16 protein-coding genes are annotated in these 16,719 nt (G+C 48.3%); 10 read left to right on the forward strand and 6 right to left on the reverse strand.

Annotated features, from left to right (window positions below):
* Window positions 1-7: 7 nt before the first annotated feature.
* Both opuD and ACWHAR_RS00425 read right to left on the reverse strand, forming a co-directional pair.
* A complete protein-coding gene (gene opuD, locus ACWHAR_RS00420) occupies window positions 8-1,543 on the reverse strand; it encodes a glycine betaine transporter OpuD (RefSeq protein ID WP_007613202.1) in 1,536 nt (511 codons plus the stop codon).
* Between the two features lie 179 nt (window positions 1,544-1,722).
* Window positions 1,723-2,988 (reverse strand): BaiN/RdsA family NAD(P)/FAD-dependent oxidoreductase, encoded by a 1,266-nt coding sequence (locus ACWHAR_RS00425; RefSeq protein ID WP_007408798.1) that lies wholly within the window; start codon window positions 2,986-2,988, stop codon window positions 1,723-1,725.
* A gap of 204 nt (window positions 2,989-3,192) precedes the next feature.
* Between ACWHAR_RS00425 and ACWHAR_RS00430 the strand changes: the two genes are divergently transcribed.
* Window positions 3,193-4,830: a putative polysaccharide biosynthesis protein gene (locus ACWHAR_RS00430; RefSeq protein ID WP_003152313.1), complete on the forward strand. Its 1,638-nt coding sequence runs from the start codon at window positions 3,193-3,195 to the stop codon at window positions 4,828-4,830.
* Between the two features lie 55 nt (window positions 4,831-4,885).
* Window positions 4,886-5,605, forward strand: a complete 720-nt coding sequence (locus ACWHAR_RS00435; RefSeq protein WP_007613195.1) for a pseudouridine synthase — start codon at window positions 4,886-4,888, stop codon at window positions 5,603-5,605.
* Between the two features lie 127 nt (window positions 5,606-5,732).
* Here ACWHAR_RS00435 and ACWHAR_RS00440 read toward each other — a convergent pair whose 3' ends face one another.
* Window positions 5,733-5,954 carry a DeoR family transcriptional regulator gene (locus tag ACWHAR_RS00440; protein ID WP_003152337.1) on the reverse strand — a complete coding sequence of 74 codons (222 nt, stop codon included), beginning with the start codon at window positions 5,952-5,954 and terminating at the stop codon, window positions 5,733-5,735.
* A 279-nt stretch (window positions 5,955-6,233) separates the two neighbouring features.
* Here ACWHAR_RS00440 and ACWHAR_RS00445 point away from each other — a divergent pair, with 279 nt between their 5' ends.
* Window positions 6,234-6,938: an ABC transporter ATP-binding protein gene (locus ACWHAR_RS00445; RefSeq protein WP_032873596.1), complete on the forward strand. Its 705-nt coding sequence runs from the start codon at window positions 6,234-6,236 to the stop codon at window positions 6,936-6,938.
* Complete coding sequence (locus ACWHAR_RS00450; RefSeq protein WP_032873599.1) at window positions 6,935-8,095, forward strand: ABC transporter permease; 1,161 nt, start codon at window positions 6,935-6,937, stop codon at window positions 8,093-8,095. Before ACWHAR_RS00445 ends, ACWHAR_RS00450 begins: the two co-directional genes overlap by 4 nt.
* A gap of 32 nt (window positions 8,096-8,127) precedes the next feature.
* Here ACWHAR_RS00450 and ACWHAR_RS00455 read toward each other — a convergent pair whose 3' ends face one another.
* The gene (locus ACWHAR_RS00455; RefSeq protein ID WP_012118223.1) at window positions 8,128-9,432 is read right to left on the reverse strand and encodes an NCS2 family permease; all 1,305 of its coding nucleotides are present in this window, start codon (window positions 9,430-9,432) and stop codon (window positions 8,128-8,130) included.
* 95 nt (window positions 9,433-9,527) lie between these two features.
* Between ACWHAR_RS00455 and pepV the strand changes: the two genes are divergently transcribed.
* Entirely contained in the window at window positions 9,528-10,919 is a 1,392-nt protein-coding gene (pepV, locus tag ACWHAR_RS00460; protein WP_032873601.1) for a dipeptidase PepV, read from the forward strand.
* A 37-nt stretch (window positions 10,920-10,956) separates the two neighbouring features.
* On the opposite strand, the gene cysK is transcribed toward pepV, so the two are convergent.
* On the reverse strand, window positions 10,957-11,928 hold the full coding sequence (cysK, locus tag ACWHAR_RS00465; RefSeq protein ID WP_087920777.1) for a cysteine synthase A: 972 nt from the start codon (window positions 11,926-11,928) through the stop codon (window positions 10,957-10,959).
* An 89-nt stretch (window positions 11,929-12,017) separates the two neighbouring features.
* Between cysK and thpR the strand changes: the two genes are divergently transcribed.
* The 4 genes from thpR (at window position 12,018) to ACWHAR_RS00485 (ending at window position 15,577) form a co-directional block, all read left to right on the forward strand.
* Window positions 12,018-12,569, forward strand: coding sequence for an RNA 2',3'-cyclic phosphodiesterase (gene thpR, locus ACWHAR_RS00470; RefSeq protein ID WP_032873603.1), 552 nt, complete (start codon window positions 12,018-12,020; stop codon window positions 12,567-12,569).
* A gap of 26 nt (window positions 12,570-12,595) precedes the next feature.
* Window positions 12,596-13,528 (forward strand): hypothetical protein, encoded by a 933-nt coding sequence (locus ACWHAR_RS00475; RefSeq protein WP_032873605.1) that lies wholly within the window; start codon window positions 12,596-12,598, stop codon window positions 13,526-13,528.
* 52 nt (window positions 13,529-13,580) lie between these two features.
* Window positions 13,581-14,510, forward strand: coding sequence for a YegS/Rv2252/BmrU family lipid kinase (locus tag ACWHAR_RS00480; protein ID WP_032873608.1), 930 nt, complete (start codon window positions 13,581-13,583; stop codon window positions 14,508-14,510).
* A gap of 269 nt (window positions 14,511-14,779) precedes the next feature.
* Complete coding sequence (locus tag ACWHAR_RS00485) at window positions 14,780-15,577, forward strand: phosphotransferase family protein (protein ID WP_003152355.1); 798 nt, start codon at window positions 14,780-14,782, stop codon at window positions 15,575-15,577.
* Here the strand turns inward: ACWHAR_RS00485 and ACWHAR_RS00490 are convergent, their stop codons facing one another.
* Window positions 15,578-15,856, reverse strand: a complete 279-nt coding sequence (locus ACWHAR_RS00490) for a YtzH-like family protein (protein ID WP_032873610.1) — start codon at window positions 15,854-15,856, stop codon at window positions 15,578-15,580.
* A 185-nt stretch (window positions 15,857-16,041) separates the two neighbouring features.
* Between ACWHAR_RS00490 and trmB the strand changes: the two genes are divergently transcribed.
* On the forward strand, window positions 16,042-16,695 hold the full coding sequence (gene trmB, locus ACWHAR_RS00495) for a tRNA (guanosine(46)-N7)-methyltransferase TrmB (protein WP_032873614.1): 654 nt from the start codon (window positions 16,042-16,044) through the stop codon (window positions 16,693-16,695).
* Window positions 16,696-16,719: the final 24 nt, after the last annotated feature.

The following is a 16,719-nucleotide window of genomic DNA, read 5'->3' on the forward strand; positions in this document are numbered from 1 at the left end:
TTGTGCATTATGCTTTTTTGACTCGGGGACTTCTTGGTTTTTGGTATTTCTCCGCTTGTTTGATTCCTTTTCTCTCGCTCGCTAATGACTTGTACAGAGACACGATCATCAGAAGGATCACGACTGAAAACGGAACCGCGGCGAGAATGGCCGTGTTTTGCAGTGCGGCCAGACCGCCGGAATATAATAATACCGCTGCCACGGCGGACTGGATGATGCCCCAGATGATTTTCACCCGGTTTGACGGGTCTAATGAGCCGTAAGACGTTTGCATTCCAAGCACAAATGTCGCTGAATCCGCTGATGTAATAAAGAATACAGCGATCAGAACAAGCGTTAATACGGATGTTACCATTGTCAGCGGATAGTGGCTGAGTGCGCCGAACAGCATCGTATCCGTTGACATTCCTGCGACATTGAATACGCCTTTCTGCTGAAGATCCATCGCGGATACACCGAAGATCGCAAACCATAAGAAAGCCAATATACAAGGTGTCACCAACACCCCGATTAAAAATTCCCGGATCGTCCGGCCCCTTGATACACGGGCGATAAAAATGCCGACAAACGGCGACCAGGATATCCACCAGGCCCAATAGAAAATGGTCCAGCTGTTAATCCATTCGCGTTTTTGGGGATCATTCGGAGACAAGCGAAAGCTCATCTGCACGATATTTTGGATGTATTGGCCGATAGAATCGGTAAATGAGTTCATAATCAGCACCGTCGGGCCTGCAATGAGCATAAAGATCATTAAAATAGCCGCGAGCGCCATGTTGGTATTGCTTAAGTATTTAATCCCTTTGCCGATTCCGCTCCACGCAGAAATCAAAAATAACACGGTCACGACAGCGATCAGGATCAGCTGAATGGAAAATGTTTTCGGAATGCCGAATAAATAATGCAGACCGCCGTTGATCTGAGTCGCTCCGAGCCCTAAGCTTGTCGCCACACCGACAACGGTCGCAAACACCGCGATACAGTCAATCGCTTTGCCGATCGGCCCGTTTACTTTATCGCCCAAAAGCGGTGTCAGTGTGCTGCTGATCAAACCGGGCGCGTCTTTTCTGAATTGAAAATATGCGATACATAAAGCGACGACCGCATAGATGGCCCAAGCGTGCAGCCCCCAGTGGAAAAATGTGTACCGGAGCGCATCACGAAATGCTTGGGGCGTTTCTGTTTCACCTGAGGGAGAGCTGATGGCGTAATGGCTGATCGGTTCCGCAGCCCCGTAAAATACCAAACCGATTCCCATGCCTGCGCTGAAAAGCATGGCAAACCATGATAATAAGCCAAATTCCGGTTTTTCCCCGGGTTTTCCGAGTTTTATTGTGCCGATCGGACTCACAATGAGAAAGAGACAGAAACCGACAAATATAGAAACGACCAGCAGATAATACCAGCCGAAAGAATCCGTAATAAATTTTTGTGCCGTATCAGTGACTTGCTGCAGGCTGTCAGGAGAAATGGCCCCCCATAAAACCGCAGCGGCTGTGATGACAATCACAATCCAAAAAACACTGGAGATGTTCTTCTTCAAACGTTCTCACCCTCTGACTATTTTTTTCAATACGCCATTTTGTTTTAGTATGGTCGTACGATTGCAGATCAATCCTTTCTTCCTATTCCCTCAATCAGGTGAAACAAAACGCAGAAAACTCTATCATGTTTTTGGTCAATTATCAACGGGGACGCTCAGGTAAGTGCGCTTTAAACCATTTAGAGCGAGCGTGAGAAACGTCCTGCATTCAAACCGGCGAGACGCCCCGTGACAAAGGCTGAAGTGATATTGTAGCCCCCGGTATAGCCGTGAATATCGAGTATTTCTCCGCAAAAATATAAGCCTTCCATTTTTTTTGACGCCATTTGTTTCGGCTCAATCTCTTTTACGGAAACACCTCCGCCTGTGACAAACGCTTTGTCCAAAGAAAGCGTTCCGTCAGCGGCAACCGTAAATTGTTTGCAGTCTTTGACAAAAGCCCTGAATTGATCCTTCGGCAGTTCCGTAAAGCTTGTCTGCGGATCAAGACCATTCCGTTCCAGAAGAAAAAGCAGGTACCGTTCCTGCATCCACGGCTTCAGCGCGTTTTTGAGCGCTTTTTTCGGTGCGTCTTTCAGTTCCTTGTGCATCTTTTGAAATAACTCTTCCTCGTTGATGCCGGGAAACAGATCGATGCGGAGTTTGACCTCTGGCTGCTTTTTCAGTTCTTTGACGACGAACTGGCTGCAGCGGAGAATGGCGGGGCCTGACAAGCCGAAATGGGTAAACAGCATGTCCATCACGTGTGTGACGATTGGTTTGCCTTTTTTATTCAGGACGCTGACGGCCGCGTTTCTAAGGGACAGCCCCTGAAGTGTTTTTTGTTTAATAAACGGTTCTGACGACGTAACCGGCACTTCCGTCGGAAAGAGTTCGGTCACGGTATGACCGGCCGCTTCCGCCCATGCATAGCCGTCTCCGGTGCTGCCGGTATGCGGGACTGATTTTCCGCCGACCGCGATAATGACGGCGTCTGCGTTAATGTGTTCGTCATTGTTTGTCGTAATGCCCGCTGTCCTGCCGTTCTCGTACCGCACCTCTTTGATTTTTTCATTTGTGCGGATGGTGACATTCAGTTGTTTTAATCGGTTCAAAAGCGCATCGACAACGCTTTGCGCTTTGTCCGTCACCGGGAACATGCGCCCGTGGTCTTCTTCTTTCAGCTGAATGCCGAGTTTTTCAAAAAAGGCGATAATATCTTCATTATTAAATTCGGAAAACGCGCTGTATAAAAAGCGGCCGTTGCCGGGGATGTGTTTGATGATTTCTTCAACGGGGAGGCGGTTGGTCACGTTGCAGCGCCCGCCGCCGGAAATCGCCAGCTTCCGTCCCAGCTTGTTTCCTTTATCGATTAATAATACGTCCGCCCCTTCTTCGCCTGCGGCAATCGCAGCCATTAAACCGGACGGGCCGCCGCCGATCACAATCACGTCATAGTGTTTCATATTTCATCAACAACTTTCTTTCGCTATAATAGGCGGAAATGTCCGCTTTCTGCTATTATAGCGAAAGAAAGGGAATCCTTAAACGTATTTTGTTTTTTAAAGAGTTTTCCCAAAAAGTTTCCCGCTGTAATTATTACCGTCTAATTGCCCAGTTGTGTTAAAATAGAAAAGTTGAATCTTCGTAGAAAATGGTGATGAGGAAACATGTCAAGCAAATTGTTAAGGGGCACGTTCGTGCTGACGCTCGGCACCTATATATCGCGGATTTTAGGGATGATTTATCTGATCCCGTTCGGAGCGATGGTCGGAGCGACGGGCGGAGCTTTGTTTCAATACGGATATAATCAATATACACTGTTTTTAAACATTGCCACGATGGGATTTCCCGCCGCGGTTTCAAAATTTGTCTCGAAATATAACTCCAAAGGAGACTATGAGACGAGCAGGCGGATGCTGAGAGCGGGAATGTCGGTTATGCTCGTAACCGGGATGATCGCTTTTTCAATTCTTTATATTTCAGCGCCGTTTTTTGCGGAAACATCTCTCGGCGGCACGAGTAACAACGGACTTACGATTGACCACGTCGTTTATGTCATCCGGATGGTCAGTCTGGCACTTTTGGTCGTGCCGATTATGAGTCTTGTGCGAGGTTTTTTCCAAGGTCATCAGATGATGGGGCCGACAGCCGTTTCACAGGTTGTGGAGCAGCTTGCCCGGATCATCTTTTTATTGGGCGCCACGTATTTGATTTTAAGAGTGATCAACGGCGGCCTTGTCATCGCAGTCGGATACGCGACTTTCGCGGCGCTGATCGGATCATTCGGAGGGCTTGTCGTCCTTTATATTTACTGGAATAAGCGGAAGGGCGATCTTCTGGCGATGAAGCCGAATCTCGTCCCGTCTGCGAACTTAAGTTATAAAAAAATGTTCATTGAGCTTTTCAGTTATGCCGCTCCTTACGTATTTGTCGGACTGGCGATTCCTTTGTATTCATATATCGATACGAATACGTTTAATAAAGCGATGATTGCAGCGGGCCATAAGGATATCAGCCAGGACATGCTTGCGATTGTCACCCTTTATGTGCCGAAGCTTGTGATGATCCCGGTTTCTCTGGCGACCGCTTTCGGTCTGACGCTGATTCCGACGATTACTGAATCGTTTACGAGCAGGAATTATAAGCTTTTGAACCAGCAGATTAACCAGACGATGCAAATCATTCTGTTTTTGGTTATTCCCGCTGTTGTCGGGATGTCCGTGTTATCGGGTCCGGCCTATACGTTCTTCTACGGCTCTGAAAGTCTTCGCCCGGATATCGGACAGGATATATTGTTCTGGTACGCGCCTGTCGCGATTCTGTTTTCTCTGTTTACCGTAAACGCCGCGATCCTGCAAGGGATTAATAAGCAGAAATTTGCTGTCGTGAGCCTTTTTATCGGCGTCATTATAAAAGTGGTGCTGAACGTGCCGCTGATCAAGCTGTTTCAGGGAGACGGTGCCATCTTGGCAACGGCGCTCGGTTATATCGCTTCTCTTCTGTACGGTTTTATTATGATTAAGCGCCATGCAGGCTATTCGTATACGGTACTTATAAAACGGGTTATTTTAATCGCAGTCCTGTCCGTCGTGATGGGAGTCGCGGTCAAGCTGACTCAATGGCTGCTCAGTTTCTTTGTAACATACCAAAGCGGCCAGGTGCATGCGGCGATTGTCGTCTTTGTCTGCGCCGCTGTCGGCGGTGCGGTGTACATGTTTGCCGCGTACCGAATCGGATTTTTACAAAAAATGTTTGGAAACCGTCTGCCCCGCGTTTTGAGGAGAGGCAGGCATTCCGCCCATTAAGAATAATGAATAGTCCGCTTATCGCGGGCTTTTCTTTTTAAAGGAGAGGATCAGGATGAGACTTGATAAGCTGCTTGCCAACAGCGGATTCGGCTCAAGAAAAGATGTGAAAAAAATCGTCAAGGCTGGGGCTGTCATGATTGACGGAGAGCCGGCGAAAGATGTGAAAACCCATGTCGATCCGGAAAAACAGGACATCACGGTATACGGAGAGCCGGCAGACTATCGTGAATTTATTTATGTCATGATGAATAAGCCGCAAGGAGTGCTGTCCGCTACCGAAGACAGCCGCCAGCAAACGGTGGTTGATCTGCTGACGCCTGAAGAACAGCGTTTTGAACCGTTTCCGGCGGGACGTCTTGATAAGGATACGGAAGGCTTTTTGCTTCTGACCAATGACGGGCAGCTCGCTCATCGCCTGCTTTCTCCGAAAAAGCATGTGCCCAAAACATATGAGGTCCGGTTAATTTCACCTCTGTCACCGGAAGACATCGTTCATCTGGAAAGAGGCGTCGTCATTGAAGGAGGCTATAAGACGAAGCCGGCAGCCGTTGAAATCATTACAGAAAGCCCGGATGAAACGGTGATTCACTTGACCATTACAGAAGGCAAATATCATCAGGTGAAGCTGATGGCAAAGGCTGTCGGAAATGAAGTGGCTTATTTGAAGCGGCTTTCGATGGGGGCTGTTTCTCTTGACCCGGATCTTAAACCGGGAGAATTCCGCGAGCTGACTGAAGAGGAGCTCGAAACGCTGAGAGGCGCTGAAGTGTAATCGATATCAGAAAAGCCCAAAACAGATTTGTTTTGGGCTTTTTATATAGAGGAACAAAAAACAAGGCAAAGACGCTGCTTTGCCTTGCAGCATGTCAGGCCGAAAAGGGCCTTATGTAATTGTTCGCTTAAGATGTAATTTTCACTTTTTTTCGTGTTGTCTCCCACTTGCCTCGGCTAGGACTATGAACAAGATCATTGTATGCTAACACATTTAAGTCTCGCTGAATGGTTCTAGGTGTAATGCCGAATTCATCAACCAGTTCCTGTGTTGTCACAAGGCCTTTTTCCTGGATGAACATGTAAACTGATTTAATCCGAGTCAGCATACGATTTGTTGAAGGTTTCAAAAAACCACTCCCTATCATAAGATCGGATGGACTTGATATACCACAACTTTCGACTCTAAAACTTCGTACGAATAAGCAACAAAGGATGACATCTGTTTTTTCTCTTTTAACTGCCTCCATTATACACGATATGGACGACATGAATCTAGGAATAAGCGCAGATAATTTTTTCCAAATGGGTGCCGCCTTGGTGCATTACTATGTCCGGTCCGCTTTTATTATTATGGAAACTGAAACTTTTTTTATACATGTCCGTATGAAAACGGGGGAGTGAGAAGTTTGGGAGAATTATTGAATGCAAACATTGTCTGCGCCGGTTATGCTGACAGGCCGAAGGTGATTTCTGATGTATCTCTGTCAGTCAACGCTGGTGAAATTACCGGTTTAATCGGAGCGAACGGCGCGGGAAAAAGCACAGTGATAAAGGCGGTTCTCGGGCTGTCCCGGGCTATAGAAGGCGGTATTGAGTGGAATGATTCATCTTATGCTTACATACCGGAGCGTCCGAGTTTTTACGATGAACTGACGCTTTGGGAGCACCTCGAGCTGACCGGGTCATTGCGGGGTATAGAAGGGGAAGAATGCCGTGAGCGGGCCGAGCGGCTGCTTGAAGAGTTTTCACTGACATCGGTAAAACATGATTTGCCTTCCGGTTTTTCAAAAGGGATGCAGCAAAAATTGATGCTCATACAGGCATTTTTGGCGAAGCCGGATATTTACATCATTGATGAGCCTTTTATCGGACTTGATCCGATCTCAACAAAGCTGTTTACCGACATGCTGATTGCTGAGAAAGAAAGGGGCGCGGGGATTTTGATGTGCACTCATGTTCTGGATACGGCGGAAAAAATCTGCGACCGGTTTTATTTGCTGGATCAGGGCGCTCTGCTTCTTCAAGGCACGTTAGAGGAGCTTCAGGAAAAAACGGGGAGCCGTTCACTGCTGGATTGCTTTTATTCAGCGGTTCGGAGCAGTCAGCGATGACCGGGCGGGCTTTGTTTTTTCAAAGACTGTTTCATTATTGGCGGTATCAATGGAAGGTGTTTCAGACGGTCATTGATTGGACGGTCGCGCTGTATATCGTTCTTCCCGCTGCCGCATTTGCCGTTTATCAATATGCTGATTGGCTGAACGGCAGGGGGCTTCTTAATGGAGCGGCAGGAGTATTAGGATGGGGCTGGCTGTATGTATTCAGTGCCCTGCTGTTGTGCACGGGTTTTATTCATACCTTTTTGCTGGAAGCGGATCACGTATTTTTGGTGCATGCAAAACATCTGATGCAAAAGCTGAAAAGGTACGCGCTTTTGTATTCGATGTTCCTTTCCCTTATCAAATGGGGTGCGCTTGCCGTATTGTTATTTCCCTTATGGCGCCAGTACGGTGACTGTACCTTACCGGCATATTCAGGTATGTTTTGCTGTCTGTTCGGCTTCCATACCGCGATATTAGCCGTACATCGGCACAGAAAAAACAGCAGGCGGACATTCGGGAATCAGGCGGCGGGCTGGCTGAAAGTGATGGTTCTGATGGCGGGTGCGTTTTTTATGATCGTCTTTGCCGCCGAATGGTATTGGCTTTGGCCGGCGGGATGTATATTGTTCATCTGTTCCGCCCTTTTGACTTGGAAAGGGACGGAGACATTATCAGCCTTTGAGGAAGAAGTGCTTGAGGAGAACAGGCGCAAGCTTTCTTTCGCGGCCTTTGTTTTGATGCTCAGCCATGATGTGCAGCTCCCGAATGGTAAAAATAAAGGGCGGAGCAAGCCGTTTTTATATCCCGGCTCCAAGCACATCTTTACAAAACGGTCGGCGTATACGGCGTGGAGAGAATTGTTCTTTAAAGTGCTGATCCGAAACGGCGGGTATCTCCGGCAGCTTTACCTTTTAACTGCGGCTTTTACGGCTCTTATTCTCGTTCTTCCGCTCTTAGTGAAGCCGGCAGTCCTCATTTTATTTGCGATCGTCAGCCGCTATGCCGCGTCGCTTTTATTTGACCGGATCACGGATAAACCGGTTTTAAGCGGTATCAAGAGAGACAGTGATGATTATTTCCGGGCGCGAAACAGCGCATTAACCGTCATCCAAGTCATCTGTTCCGCCTGGTGTCTCATTGCCGCGATTCTTTCCGTTCTTTATATGTGAAAATCCCTTTCCGAAAAGGAAAGGGATTTTTCTTAATGTCCGTTCAAAATAAAAAGCTGAATAAAAAACAGTACGGCGAAGATGATGACTAAAGGATGGATTTCGCGCCATTTTTTCTTAGCTGCTTTAACAAGCGGATATGAAATGAAGCCGAGTGCGATTCCGGTTGAAATACTGGACGTTAAAGGCATCGCCAAAATGACGAGAAAGGCCGGGAACGCTTCATCAAGCTCATTCCAGCGGATATTCGATACCGCGCCCATCATCAGGCTGCCGACAATAATCAGAGCCGGTGACGTAATCGCGGACACTTCCGATAAGACGCTGACAAGCGGGCTGAAAAACATGGAAACGGCAAACATAACGGCTATCGTCAGCGCCGTCAGACCCGTTCTTCCGCCGGCCGCCACACCTGCTGAAGATTCAACGAACGCGGTCGTCGGGCTGGTGCCGAAGATACTTCCCACCGTCGTAGCGGTCGAATCAGCCAAAAGCGCTCTTCTGGCATTCGGCAGCTGATTGTTTTTGATCAATCCCGCTTGTTCGGCGACACCGATCATGGTGCCGGTTGTGTCAAAAATCGTAACAAGAAGAAAAGAAAACACAACGGCGTACAGACCGTGATGCACGACATCCCCGAGGGCACCGAACGGATTTGTGATCAAAAGCCCCTCCGGCAGGTGCGGGAAGGACATGAATCCTTTCGCGAAATGGATCTGCCCGGTCAAAAAGGCAATGACGGCGGTCAGCGCCATTCCGATGAACAGAGCCCCGTTTACATTCAGCACCATCAGTACAATACTGATGATAAGTCCGATAAGCGTTAAAATGACGGCGGGCGAATGAAGATCGCCGAGTGCGACAAGATTAGATTTATCAGCCGTGATGATTCCGGATTGGCGTAAGCCGATAAAAGCGATAAATAAGCCGATGCCGGTCGTAATTCCGTATTTTAAATTGTCCGGAATCGCTTCTATAAGTTGTTTTCTTAAAGGCGTTAACGATAAAATAATAAAGATGACTCCCGCGATAAAAACGGCGCTGAAAGCCGTCTGATACGTAATGCCGCTGCCTGTGCCGACAACGTGAAAGGCGAGATACGCGTTTAAGCCCATGCCGGGGGCAATGGCGATCGGAAAATTCGCAGCGAGAGCCATCCATAAAGTTCCGACAATGGAAGCGATAATCGTCGCGGTGAACACCTGGTCAAACGGAATTCCCGCATTGGAAAGGATCACCGGATTGACGACAATGATATACACCATTGTGAAAAAGGTGGTCAATCCCGCGGTAATTTCTCTTTTTATTGTCGTTTGATGCTTGTCGAGATGAAACATAAGTACCTCCAATGACGAACATTTTTTCAAAACATCATCTATATTATTCGTTTTATCGACATTTTGCAAGTCTTTATCAAGAAAGGGGATTTGTGATGAACTGGGAAGTTGAAGTCATCAGAAACAAAGAAGATCTGATCCGTGACACGCAGAAGTTTTTGCAGATCAACAGCGTAATGGACGAATCAACAGCCGGTCCCGGCCGGCCGTTTGGAGAAGGCGTCAATGCCAGCCTGACGTCACTGCTGGAATTCGGTGAAAAAGAAGGCTTCACCGTAAAGAATCTTGACGGCTATGCGGGCCATATTGAATGGGGAACAGGTGACGAAATCGTCGGCGTTTTGTGCCACGTCGATGTCGTTCCGCCCGGAGACGGCTGGACGAGCGATCCGTTTTCAGCCGATATCAGGGACGGCCGGATATATGCCAGAGGCGCCATAGATGATAAAGGGCCGACAATGGCAGCGTTTTATGCGCTGAAAATCGTCAAAGACATGCAGCTTCCTTTATCCAAACGCGTGAGAATCATCATCGGAACGGATGAAGAAAGTGATTGGAGATGCGTGGATTACTACTTCAAACACGAAAAAATGCCTGACATCGGCTTTGCTCCAGACGCGGATTTTCCGATCATTAACGCGGAAAAAGGAATTATAGATGCGTCACTGCGCATTGCAAAAAGCGCTTCTGACAAAGACGCAAAAAACGGGCTTCTGTCATTCCGTTCAGGACTGCGCTTGAACATGGTGCCGGATGCGGCTGAAGCGGTTATTGAAGGGGACGGTCTTGATGCCGTGCACGCATATTTCAGCAAATGGCTTGAGCAGTCAAAAACACAAGGTGAAGCAGTTTCGGAAAATGGAAAACTGACGCTTCGGGTATACGGAAAATCATGCCACGCGATGGAACCGGATAATGGTGTCAATGCCGGCTTAAAGCTTGCTGAATGCCTTAACGGAACGGAGCTGGATGAAGCCGGAAAGCACTTTGTCAAAACCGTCAGTGACTATTTTTTAAATGATACACGAGGCAAAAAACTGAAAATCGATTGCAGGGATGACATCAGCGGAGAGCTTACATTGAATGTCGGCACCTTTACATACAGAAAGGGTGAGGAAGGAGAACTCGGCATCAACATCCGTTATCCCGTCACTTCAGACAGCAAATTCATCCGTGATGCTTTTACGTCTGCTGAAGAACTCCGGCTTGAAGAATTTAAAGACAGCAAACCGCACCACGTTTCTGCCGATCATCCGCTCGTAAAGACGCTTCAAAAGGTTTACGAGGGACAGACGGGAAAGAAAGCGGATCTGATTTCAATCGGCGGAGGAACGTATGCGAGATCCCTTTCGGCGGGCGTCGCGTTCGGACCGCTGTTCCCCGGCCGGCCTGACAGCGCGCATCAAAAGGATGAGTACATTGAAATTGATGACCTTCTCCGGTCAACGGCTTTATATGCCGAAGCCATTTATGAGCTTGCCAAGTGATAATAAAAAGGGACGCCGAAAGCGGCATCCTTTTTTATCATTCAAATGACCATAAATCCGTTGATAAATAACGTTCTCCCGTATCGGCCGTCATACAGATGACGATCTGTTCGGAAGGGAGGCGTTTTGCGGTTTCAATGGCGGCGAAGCAGGCGGCGCCTGAAGACGGGCCGACGAGTATACCTTCTTCCCGGGCCAGACGACGTGTTGTCGTATACGCATCTTCATCAGATATTCTCATGATTTCATCGTAAACGTCCTGATTCAGTATGCCGGGAATAAATCCGGGGCTTGTCCCGACAAGCTTATGGGCTCCGGGTTTTCCGCCAGACAGGACGGGGGAACCCGCCGGCTCGGCGACATGAACAATCATATCCGGGAAAAGCTCCTTCAGCGTTTCTCCGGTTCCGGTAATGGTTCCGCCCGTTCCCGCCGTTGCCACAAAAGCACCGAGCGGTCTGTTGAGCTGCTGAACGGCCTGATAGATTTCAATGGCGGTCGTTTTTCGGTGGGCATCTGGATTAGCGCCGTTATCGAATTGCATCGGGATAAAACTTCCCGGAATCTGTTCGGCGAGTTCTTTCGCTTTTTTGATGCTGCCGGGCATTCTTTCCGCCCCTGGTGTTAACACAACCTCCGCGCCGTACGCTTTCAGGAGGTTGATGCGTTCCTTCGTCATCGTGTCAGGCATGACGAGGATTGCCTTGTAGCCGCGCGCCGCCGCGTTCATCGCCAGGCCGATGCCTGTGTTGCCGCTTGTCGGTTCGATGATGACAGAGCCGGGTTTTAAATGCCCGCTGTTTTCCGCTTCAATGATCATATTGTAAGCCGCTCTGTCTTTGACACTGCCGCTCGGGTTAAACGATTCTAATTTTAAATAGACCTGTGCTGCATGTTCTGGCTGAAGGCGATTGAGCTTTACGATCGGTGTGCCGCCGATCAGCTCCGCCGTGCTGTTTACGATTTTCAAGGCCGGCTCATTCCTTTCTGTATAAAACGTTCGGTACATAATATCCTATCATAATGAGCGGACAGGGTTCTCCTCTCCGCTTATCCGTTTTATAATAACACCATAACCAAAGAGGGGGAGATCCTCGTATGAGAGCTTCATTGCCGCATTATTTTATCGGCATTCCGATTCCGGCTGACATTGCTGAACCGATTTGGGAAGCAGCCAAAAAGGAGCCGGCGTTATCATTCAAAAAATGGGTGCACCCGCATGACTATCATATTACACTCATTTTTCTCGGAGCCGCGGATGAAGAACGGCTTGCGAAATTATCGTCGCTGCTCGCAGATACTGCGTCGGCAGCGCAGCCGTTTACCGTACAGTTTCAGCATCTGGATATTTTCGGCGACCGCAGACAGCCGAGAGTGCTTCACCTTGAGCCCGAACGGAATGAACTGCTCTTTGATTTGCGGGAAAAAACAAAACAGGCTGTTTTGAAAGCCGGTTTTCAAGTGGAAAAACGGCCTTATCACCCTCATATGACGATGGCGCGGAAGTGGGCGGGAGACCGGCCGTTTCCTGACGATGTGCCGTTTGAAAGCGGCAGGGTGCAAAGTGCCGTCAGCCGGTTTTCCCTGTTTCAGACCCATCTTGATCGGTCGCCTAAATACGAAGAAATCGCACAGTTTCAATTGACATAAACAAATATTCGGAGTGGAGAAATCACATGGCACAGATCATCAAAATTCACGACTGCATATCCAGATATGAACTTGATCCATATCATTATATGAACCAGTTTATCCGGCTGAAGAAAGAACGCTGGGAGGCGCTTCTTGAAGCGTTTGACCGGAAGACGGAAGAAAAAGAAACGGAAACGGCTGCAGGCGGGGAAACCGATCAAGCGCCGGCCAGGAAAAAATTTTCCTTGAAAAAGAGAAAAGAAGAAAATACGGCCGATATAAATGAAAAGAGGCACCAATGGTTTGATGAGCCGGAGGGAGAAGAGGCGCTGTTCGGGAATCTTCCGTCTCGAAAGTCTGAGCTCGCGCCTTTTTTCAAAGATCAGCTGTATGACTTTCAATTAAAATGGGCGAGCTCCACGCTTTCTCAAAAGTCTGAGCTTTCGCAGGCGGTCAAAAGGGACAGGATGTTAAAAATGCTGGCTCAAAAGCTGCCCGATTCCTATTTTGTGATGTATCATCCGGTTCTGCAAATTCAGCAGGCGTCCGTCGAACTGAGCATGATCATCATCTCGCCGCTGGAGATCTTCTGCGCTGCTTTTATGGAAGCGGAAGAGGACAGCGTATATATCGGATCAAAACACCGTTTTTGGGAAGAAAGGGGCTCCGGCAGCACGCGTCAAGTATTGAATCCGTCTCTCAGCCTGCACCGGACAGGCTCGGTCGTTTCGCAAATCGTAAAAGAAAAGCAGGCCGACATTCCCGTGCGGAAGCTTTTGCTCAGCAGAACGTCTTATATTGATTACCCGGAGCCGCCGTACGGGCTGGAAATAGCTGATAAACGGACTGCCGCAGAGTGGCTGGAAAAGCAGCAGAAAAATACGGCGCCGATCAAGCACCACCAGCTCAAAGCGGCGAAGGCTCTTTTGTCTTACGGCTTAAGCAATTCAAGCCGGAGACAGGAATGGCTTGATTAAAACCGACGTTTGCCGGCTGTCTCTTCATCTATGAAGCAGGTGAAAACAAACGATGAGTCAATGGTTTTTTATTATTAACCCGGTCTCAGGAGGCGGGCGGGGCCGGCGTGTCTGGAAATCAGTTCAAAAAGAGCTGACCAGGCGCGGGGTCAGCCACCGCTCTTTTTTGACCGGGCATCCCGGACATGCGGAGGTGCTGGCGAGGCAGATTTCAATGATGCAGGATCATAAGCTTAAGCGGCTGTTCGTCATCGGCGGTGACGGGACGATGCATGAAGTCATTAACGGACTGAAAGGAACGGATCAGATTGAGCTGACCTTTGTGCCTGCCGGTTCGTACAATGACTTTTCCAAAGGGCTTGGTATTAAGAAGGCGGCGCTTCTCCAAGAAATCAAAAGTCTGCACCGCCCGCTCACGCGGAAATTTTTTGCGGGAAACATCAACTTTTTTCATGACAAAGCGCAATCACTTTATTTTATTAACCACCTGTCTGTCGGCTTCGATGCCTCAGTTTTGAAGGCAGCCGCGAATTTTCCGTTTTCGCGCGTTCTTCGGTTTTTGCGTCTCGGCTTTGTGATTTACCCGCTCGCGCATTTACATACAGCCTCGGGGTTTCAGCCGTTCAGATTTATTTGCACGGCAGACGGCCAGAGGCGTGAATTCCGCAATGTCTGGTTTGTCATTGCGGCTAATCACCCTTATTACGGAGGCGGCATGAAAGCGGCGCCTTCAGCAAATCCCCGTCAAAACCATTTTGATATTGTCATTGCAGAAAACCTGTCCTTTTTCTCGCTGTATCGTTTTTTATGGGCGATGAGCTTCGGCCGGCATATCAAAATGGACGGAGTGACGATGATAAAGGGGAAGGAATTCGTTTTTGAAACAGATGGGAAAATTCCGTTTCACACTGACGGCGAGCTGATCGGAACGACGCCGTTTCGGCTTATGCCGGGCGGTGCGCCGTTGAAAATAAAAACATAATAAACAAATGAAACCCGTCAAATGTTTCACGGCAAAGAGCGGTTCCGGCATAAATCTTCAGAATTCACAGGTGTTCTTGCTAGTTTTGCTTGACGAAGTTTGTGCTGTAGCGCTAAAATTTATAGGACGGCTATTGATTAGCATATGAGACTCTCAATAGCTGTCTTTTTTATTCTCATGAAATTGTTTATGACAGGCCGCTCCGCCAATAGAGAAAGGCTGGAGGCCTATTCTAAAATATTTTAAGAAATGATGGGTTGAACATTGATATGAACTGGTTGGGACAATTACTAGGTAGCGATTGGGAGATCTTCCCCGCCGGAGGAGCTACAGGAGATGCATATTATGCGAAACATAACGGCCAACAGCTTTTTTTAAAACGTAATAGCTCGCCCTTTTTAGCCGTGTTATCCGCCGAAGGCATTGTTCCGAAGCTGGTTTGGACGAAACGGATGGAAAACGGAGACGTCATTACGGCTCAGCATTGGATGGCGGGCAGGGAGCTGAAGGCAAAGGATATGAGCGGACGCCCGGTGGCTGAGCTGCTCCGCAAAATCCACACATCAAAAGCTTTGCTCGACATGCTGAAAAGATTGGGAAAAGAACCGCTTGATCCGGGCGCCCTTTTGTCGCAGCTGAAGCAGGCCGTCTTTGCCGTGCGGCAATTTTCGCCGCTTATTCAGGAAGGCCTTGCTTATTTGGAAGCTCATGTGGATCAGGTGCAATTCGGTGAAAAAGTCGTTTGCCATTGTGATGTGAATCATAATAACTGGCTTCTGTCTGAAGACAACCAGCTGTATTTAATAGATTGGGACGGCGCCATGATAGCCGATCCGGCCATGGATCTCGGCCCTTTATTGTATCATTACGTCGAAGAGCCAGCGTGGGACAGCTGGCTTGGGATGTACGGCATGAAGCTCACGGAAGGGCTTCGGCTGCGGATGGCGTGGTACATGTTATCGGAGACCATCACCTTCATCGCCTGGCACAAATCAAAAGGAAACGACAAAGCGTATCATGATGCCATGGAAGAGCTTCATGCCCTGATGAAGCGGATTGTCAAGTAGTCAGGAGTACGAATCCATCTGCTCCACCCATTGGGACAAATGGTTTTGGTGCTCCTGAATATGCGTGTCGATGGAATCGGCCGTGATGCCGGACTGGCTGTAGCGGTAGATGTCCTCGAGCACGTTTTTTATATTTGAATCAAGCCCGGTGTTGGCCATCAGTGATTTGATGACGCGCTCCAGCTGTTCATACTCGGCAACCGTGCCGCAGCAATCCAATTGATGGTCGGCCAATATGTCCTTTAATAACCGGACCTGATGTTCGCTTGTTAAGCCCATGATTCATATACACATCCTTTCTGTGTCATACATTGTGCAAAGCGGTGCGGTTTTATGCATCACATGAGTGTTCCGGACCGGGGAGCCTCTTTTTTTATGCAGCCGGCGCCTTTAAAAGGCGCTTGCGGCTCTTTATGTTTCATGGTATGTTGTTACTCGAAATTATAGATAGAGGTGTCAATCATATGAGAATGCGCCATAAACCTTGGGCGAATGATTTTCTGGCAGAAAACGCTGACATCGCCATCAGTGATCCGGCCCAGTATAAAGGGCGATGGAACACGGTCTTTGGCAATGACAACCCGATCCATATTGAAGTCGGTACGGGAAAAGGGCAGTTCATTTCAGGAATGGCCAAGCAGAATCCGGATATCAACTATATCGGAATTGAGCTGTTTAAAAGCGTCATCGTCACTGCCGTTCAAAAAGTAAAGGACAGCGAGGCTCACAATGTCCGTTTGTTAAATATAGACGCGGAAACACTGAATGACGTATTTGAACGGGGAGAAATCAAGCGCGTATATTTAAACTTTTCTGACCCGTGGCCGAAAAACCGTCACGAAAAGCGCCGTTTAACATTTAAAACGTTCTTGAAAAAATACGAAGAAGTGATGGGCGAAACAGGTGAGATTCATTTTAAAACCGATAACCGCGGTTTATTCGAATACTCTCTGAAAAGCTTTTCCGAATACGGCCTGCTTCTGACGGAAGTCAGCCTTGATCTGCACAACAGCGATCCGAAGGGCAATATTATGACAGAATACGAAGAAAAATTCTCCGCGCTCGGCCAGCCGATTTACCGGGCCGAAGTTGAATGGAGAACAAAAGACAGACTCTGATGCGGGAGTCTGTTTTTTTATGCC

It is taken from the genome of Bacillus sp. LR--39 (assembly GCF_053613335.1).

Bases quoted from the DNA above. Each gene is read 5' to 3' on its own strand.
- ACWHAR_RS00425 (WP_007408798.1), bottom strand. From the start codon at position 2,988: ATGAAACACTATGACGTGATTGTGATCGGCGGCGGCCCGTCCGGTTTA.
- ACWHAR_RS00430 (WP_003152313.1), top strand. From the start codon at position 3,193: ATGTCAAGCAAATTGTTAAGGGGCACGTTCGTGCTGACGCTCGGCACC.
- ACWHAR_RS00435 (WP_007613195.1), top strand. From the start codon at position 4,886: ATGAGACTTGATAAGCTGCTTGCCAACAGCGGATTCGGCTCAAGAAAA.
- ACWHAR_RS00450 (WP_032873599.1), top strand. From the start codon at position 6,935: ATGACCGGGCGGGCTTTGTTTTTTCAAAGACTGTTTCATTATTGGCGG.
- ACWHAR_RS00455 (WP_012118223.1), bottom strand. From the start codon at position 9,432: ATGTTTCATCTCGACAAGCATCAAACGACAATAAAAAGAGAAATTACC.
- pepV (WP_032873601.1), top strand. From the start codon at position 9,528: ATGAACTGGGAAGTTGAAGTCATCAGAAACAAAGAAGATCTGATCCGT.
- cysK (WP_087920777.1), bottom strand. From the start codon at position 11,928: ATGTACCGAACGTTTTATACAGAAAGGAATGAGCCGGCCTTGAAAATC.
- thpR (WP_032873603.1), top strand. From the start codon at position 12,018: ATGAGAGCTTCATTGCCGCATTATTTTATCGGCATTCCGATTCCGGCT.
- ACWHAR_RS00475 (WP_032873605.1), top strand. From the start codon at position 12,596: ATGGCACAGATCATCAAAATTCACGACTGCATATCCAGATATGAACTT.
- ACWHAR_RS00480 (WP_032873608.1), top strand. From the start codon at position 13,581: ATGAGTCAATGGTTTTTTATTATTAACCCGGTCTCAGGAGGCGGGCGG.
- ACWHAR_RS00485 (WP_003152355.1), top strand. From the start codon at position 14,780: ATGAACTGGTTGGGACAATTACTAGGTAGCGATTGGGAGATCTTCCCC.
- ACWHAR_RS00490 (WP_032873610.1), bottom strand. From the start codon at position 15,856: ATGGGCTTAACAAGCGAACATCAGGTCCGGTTATTAAAGGACATATTG.
- trmB (WP_032873614.1), top strand. From the start codon at position 16,042: ATGAGAATGCGCCATAAACCTTGGGCGAATGATTTTCTGGCAGAAAAC.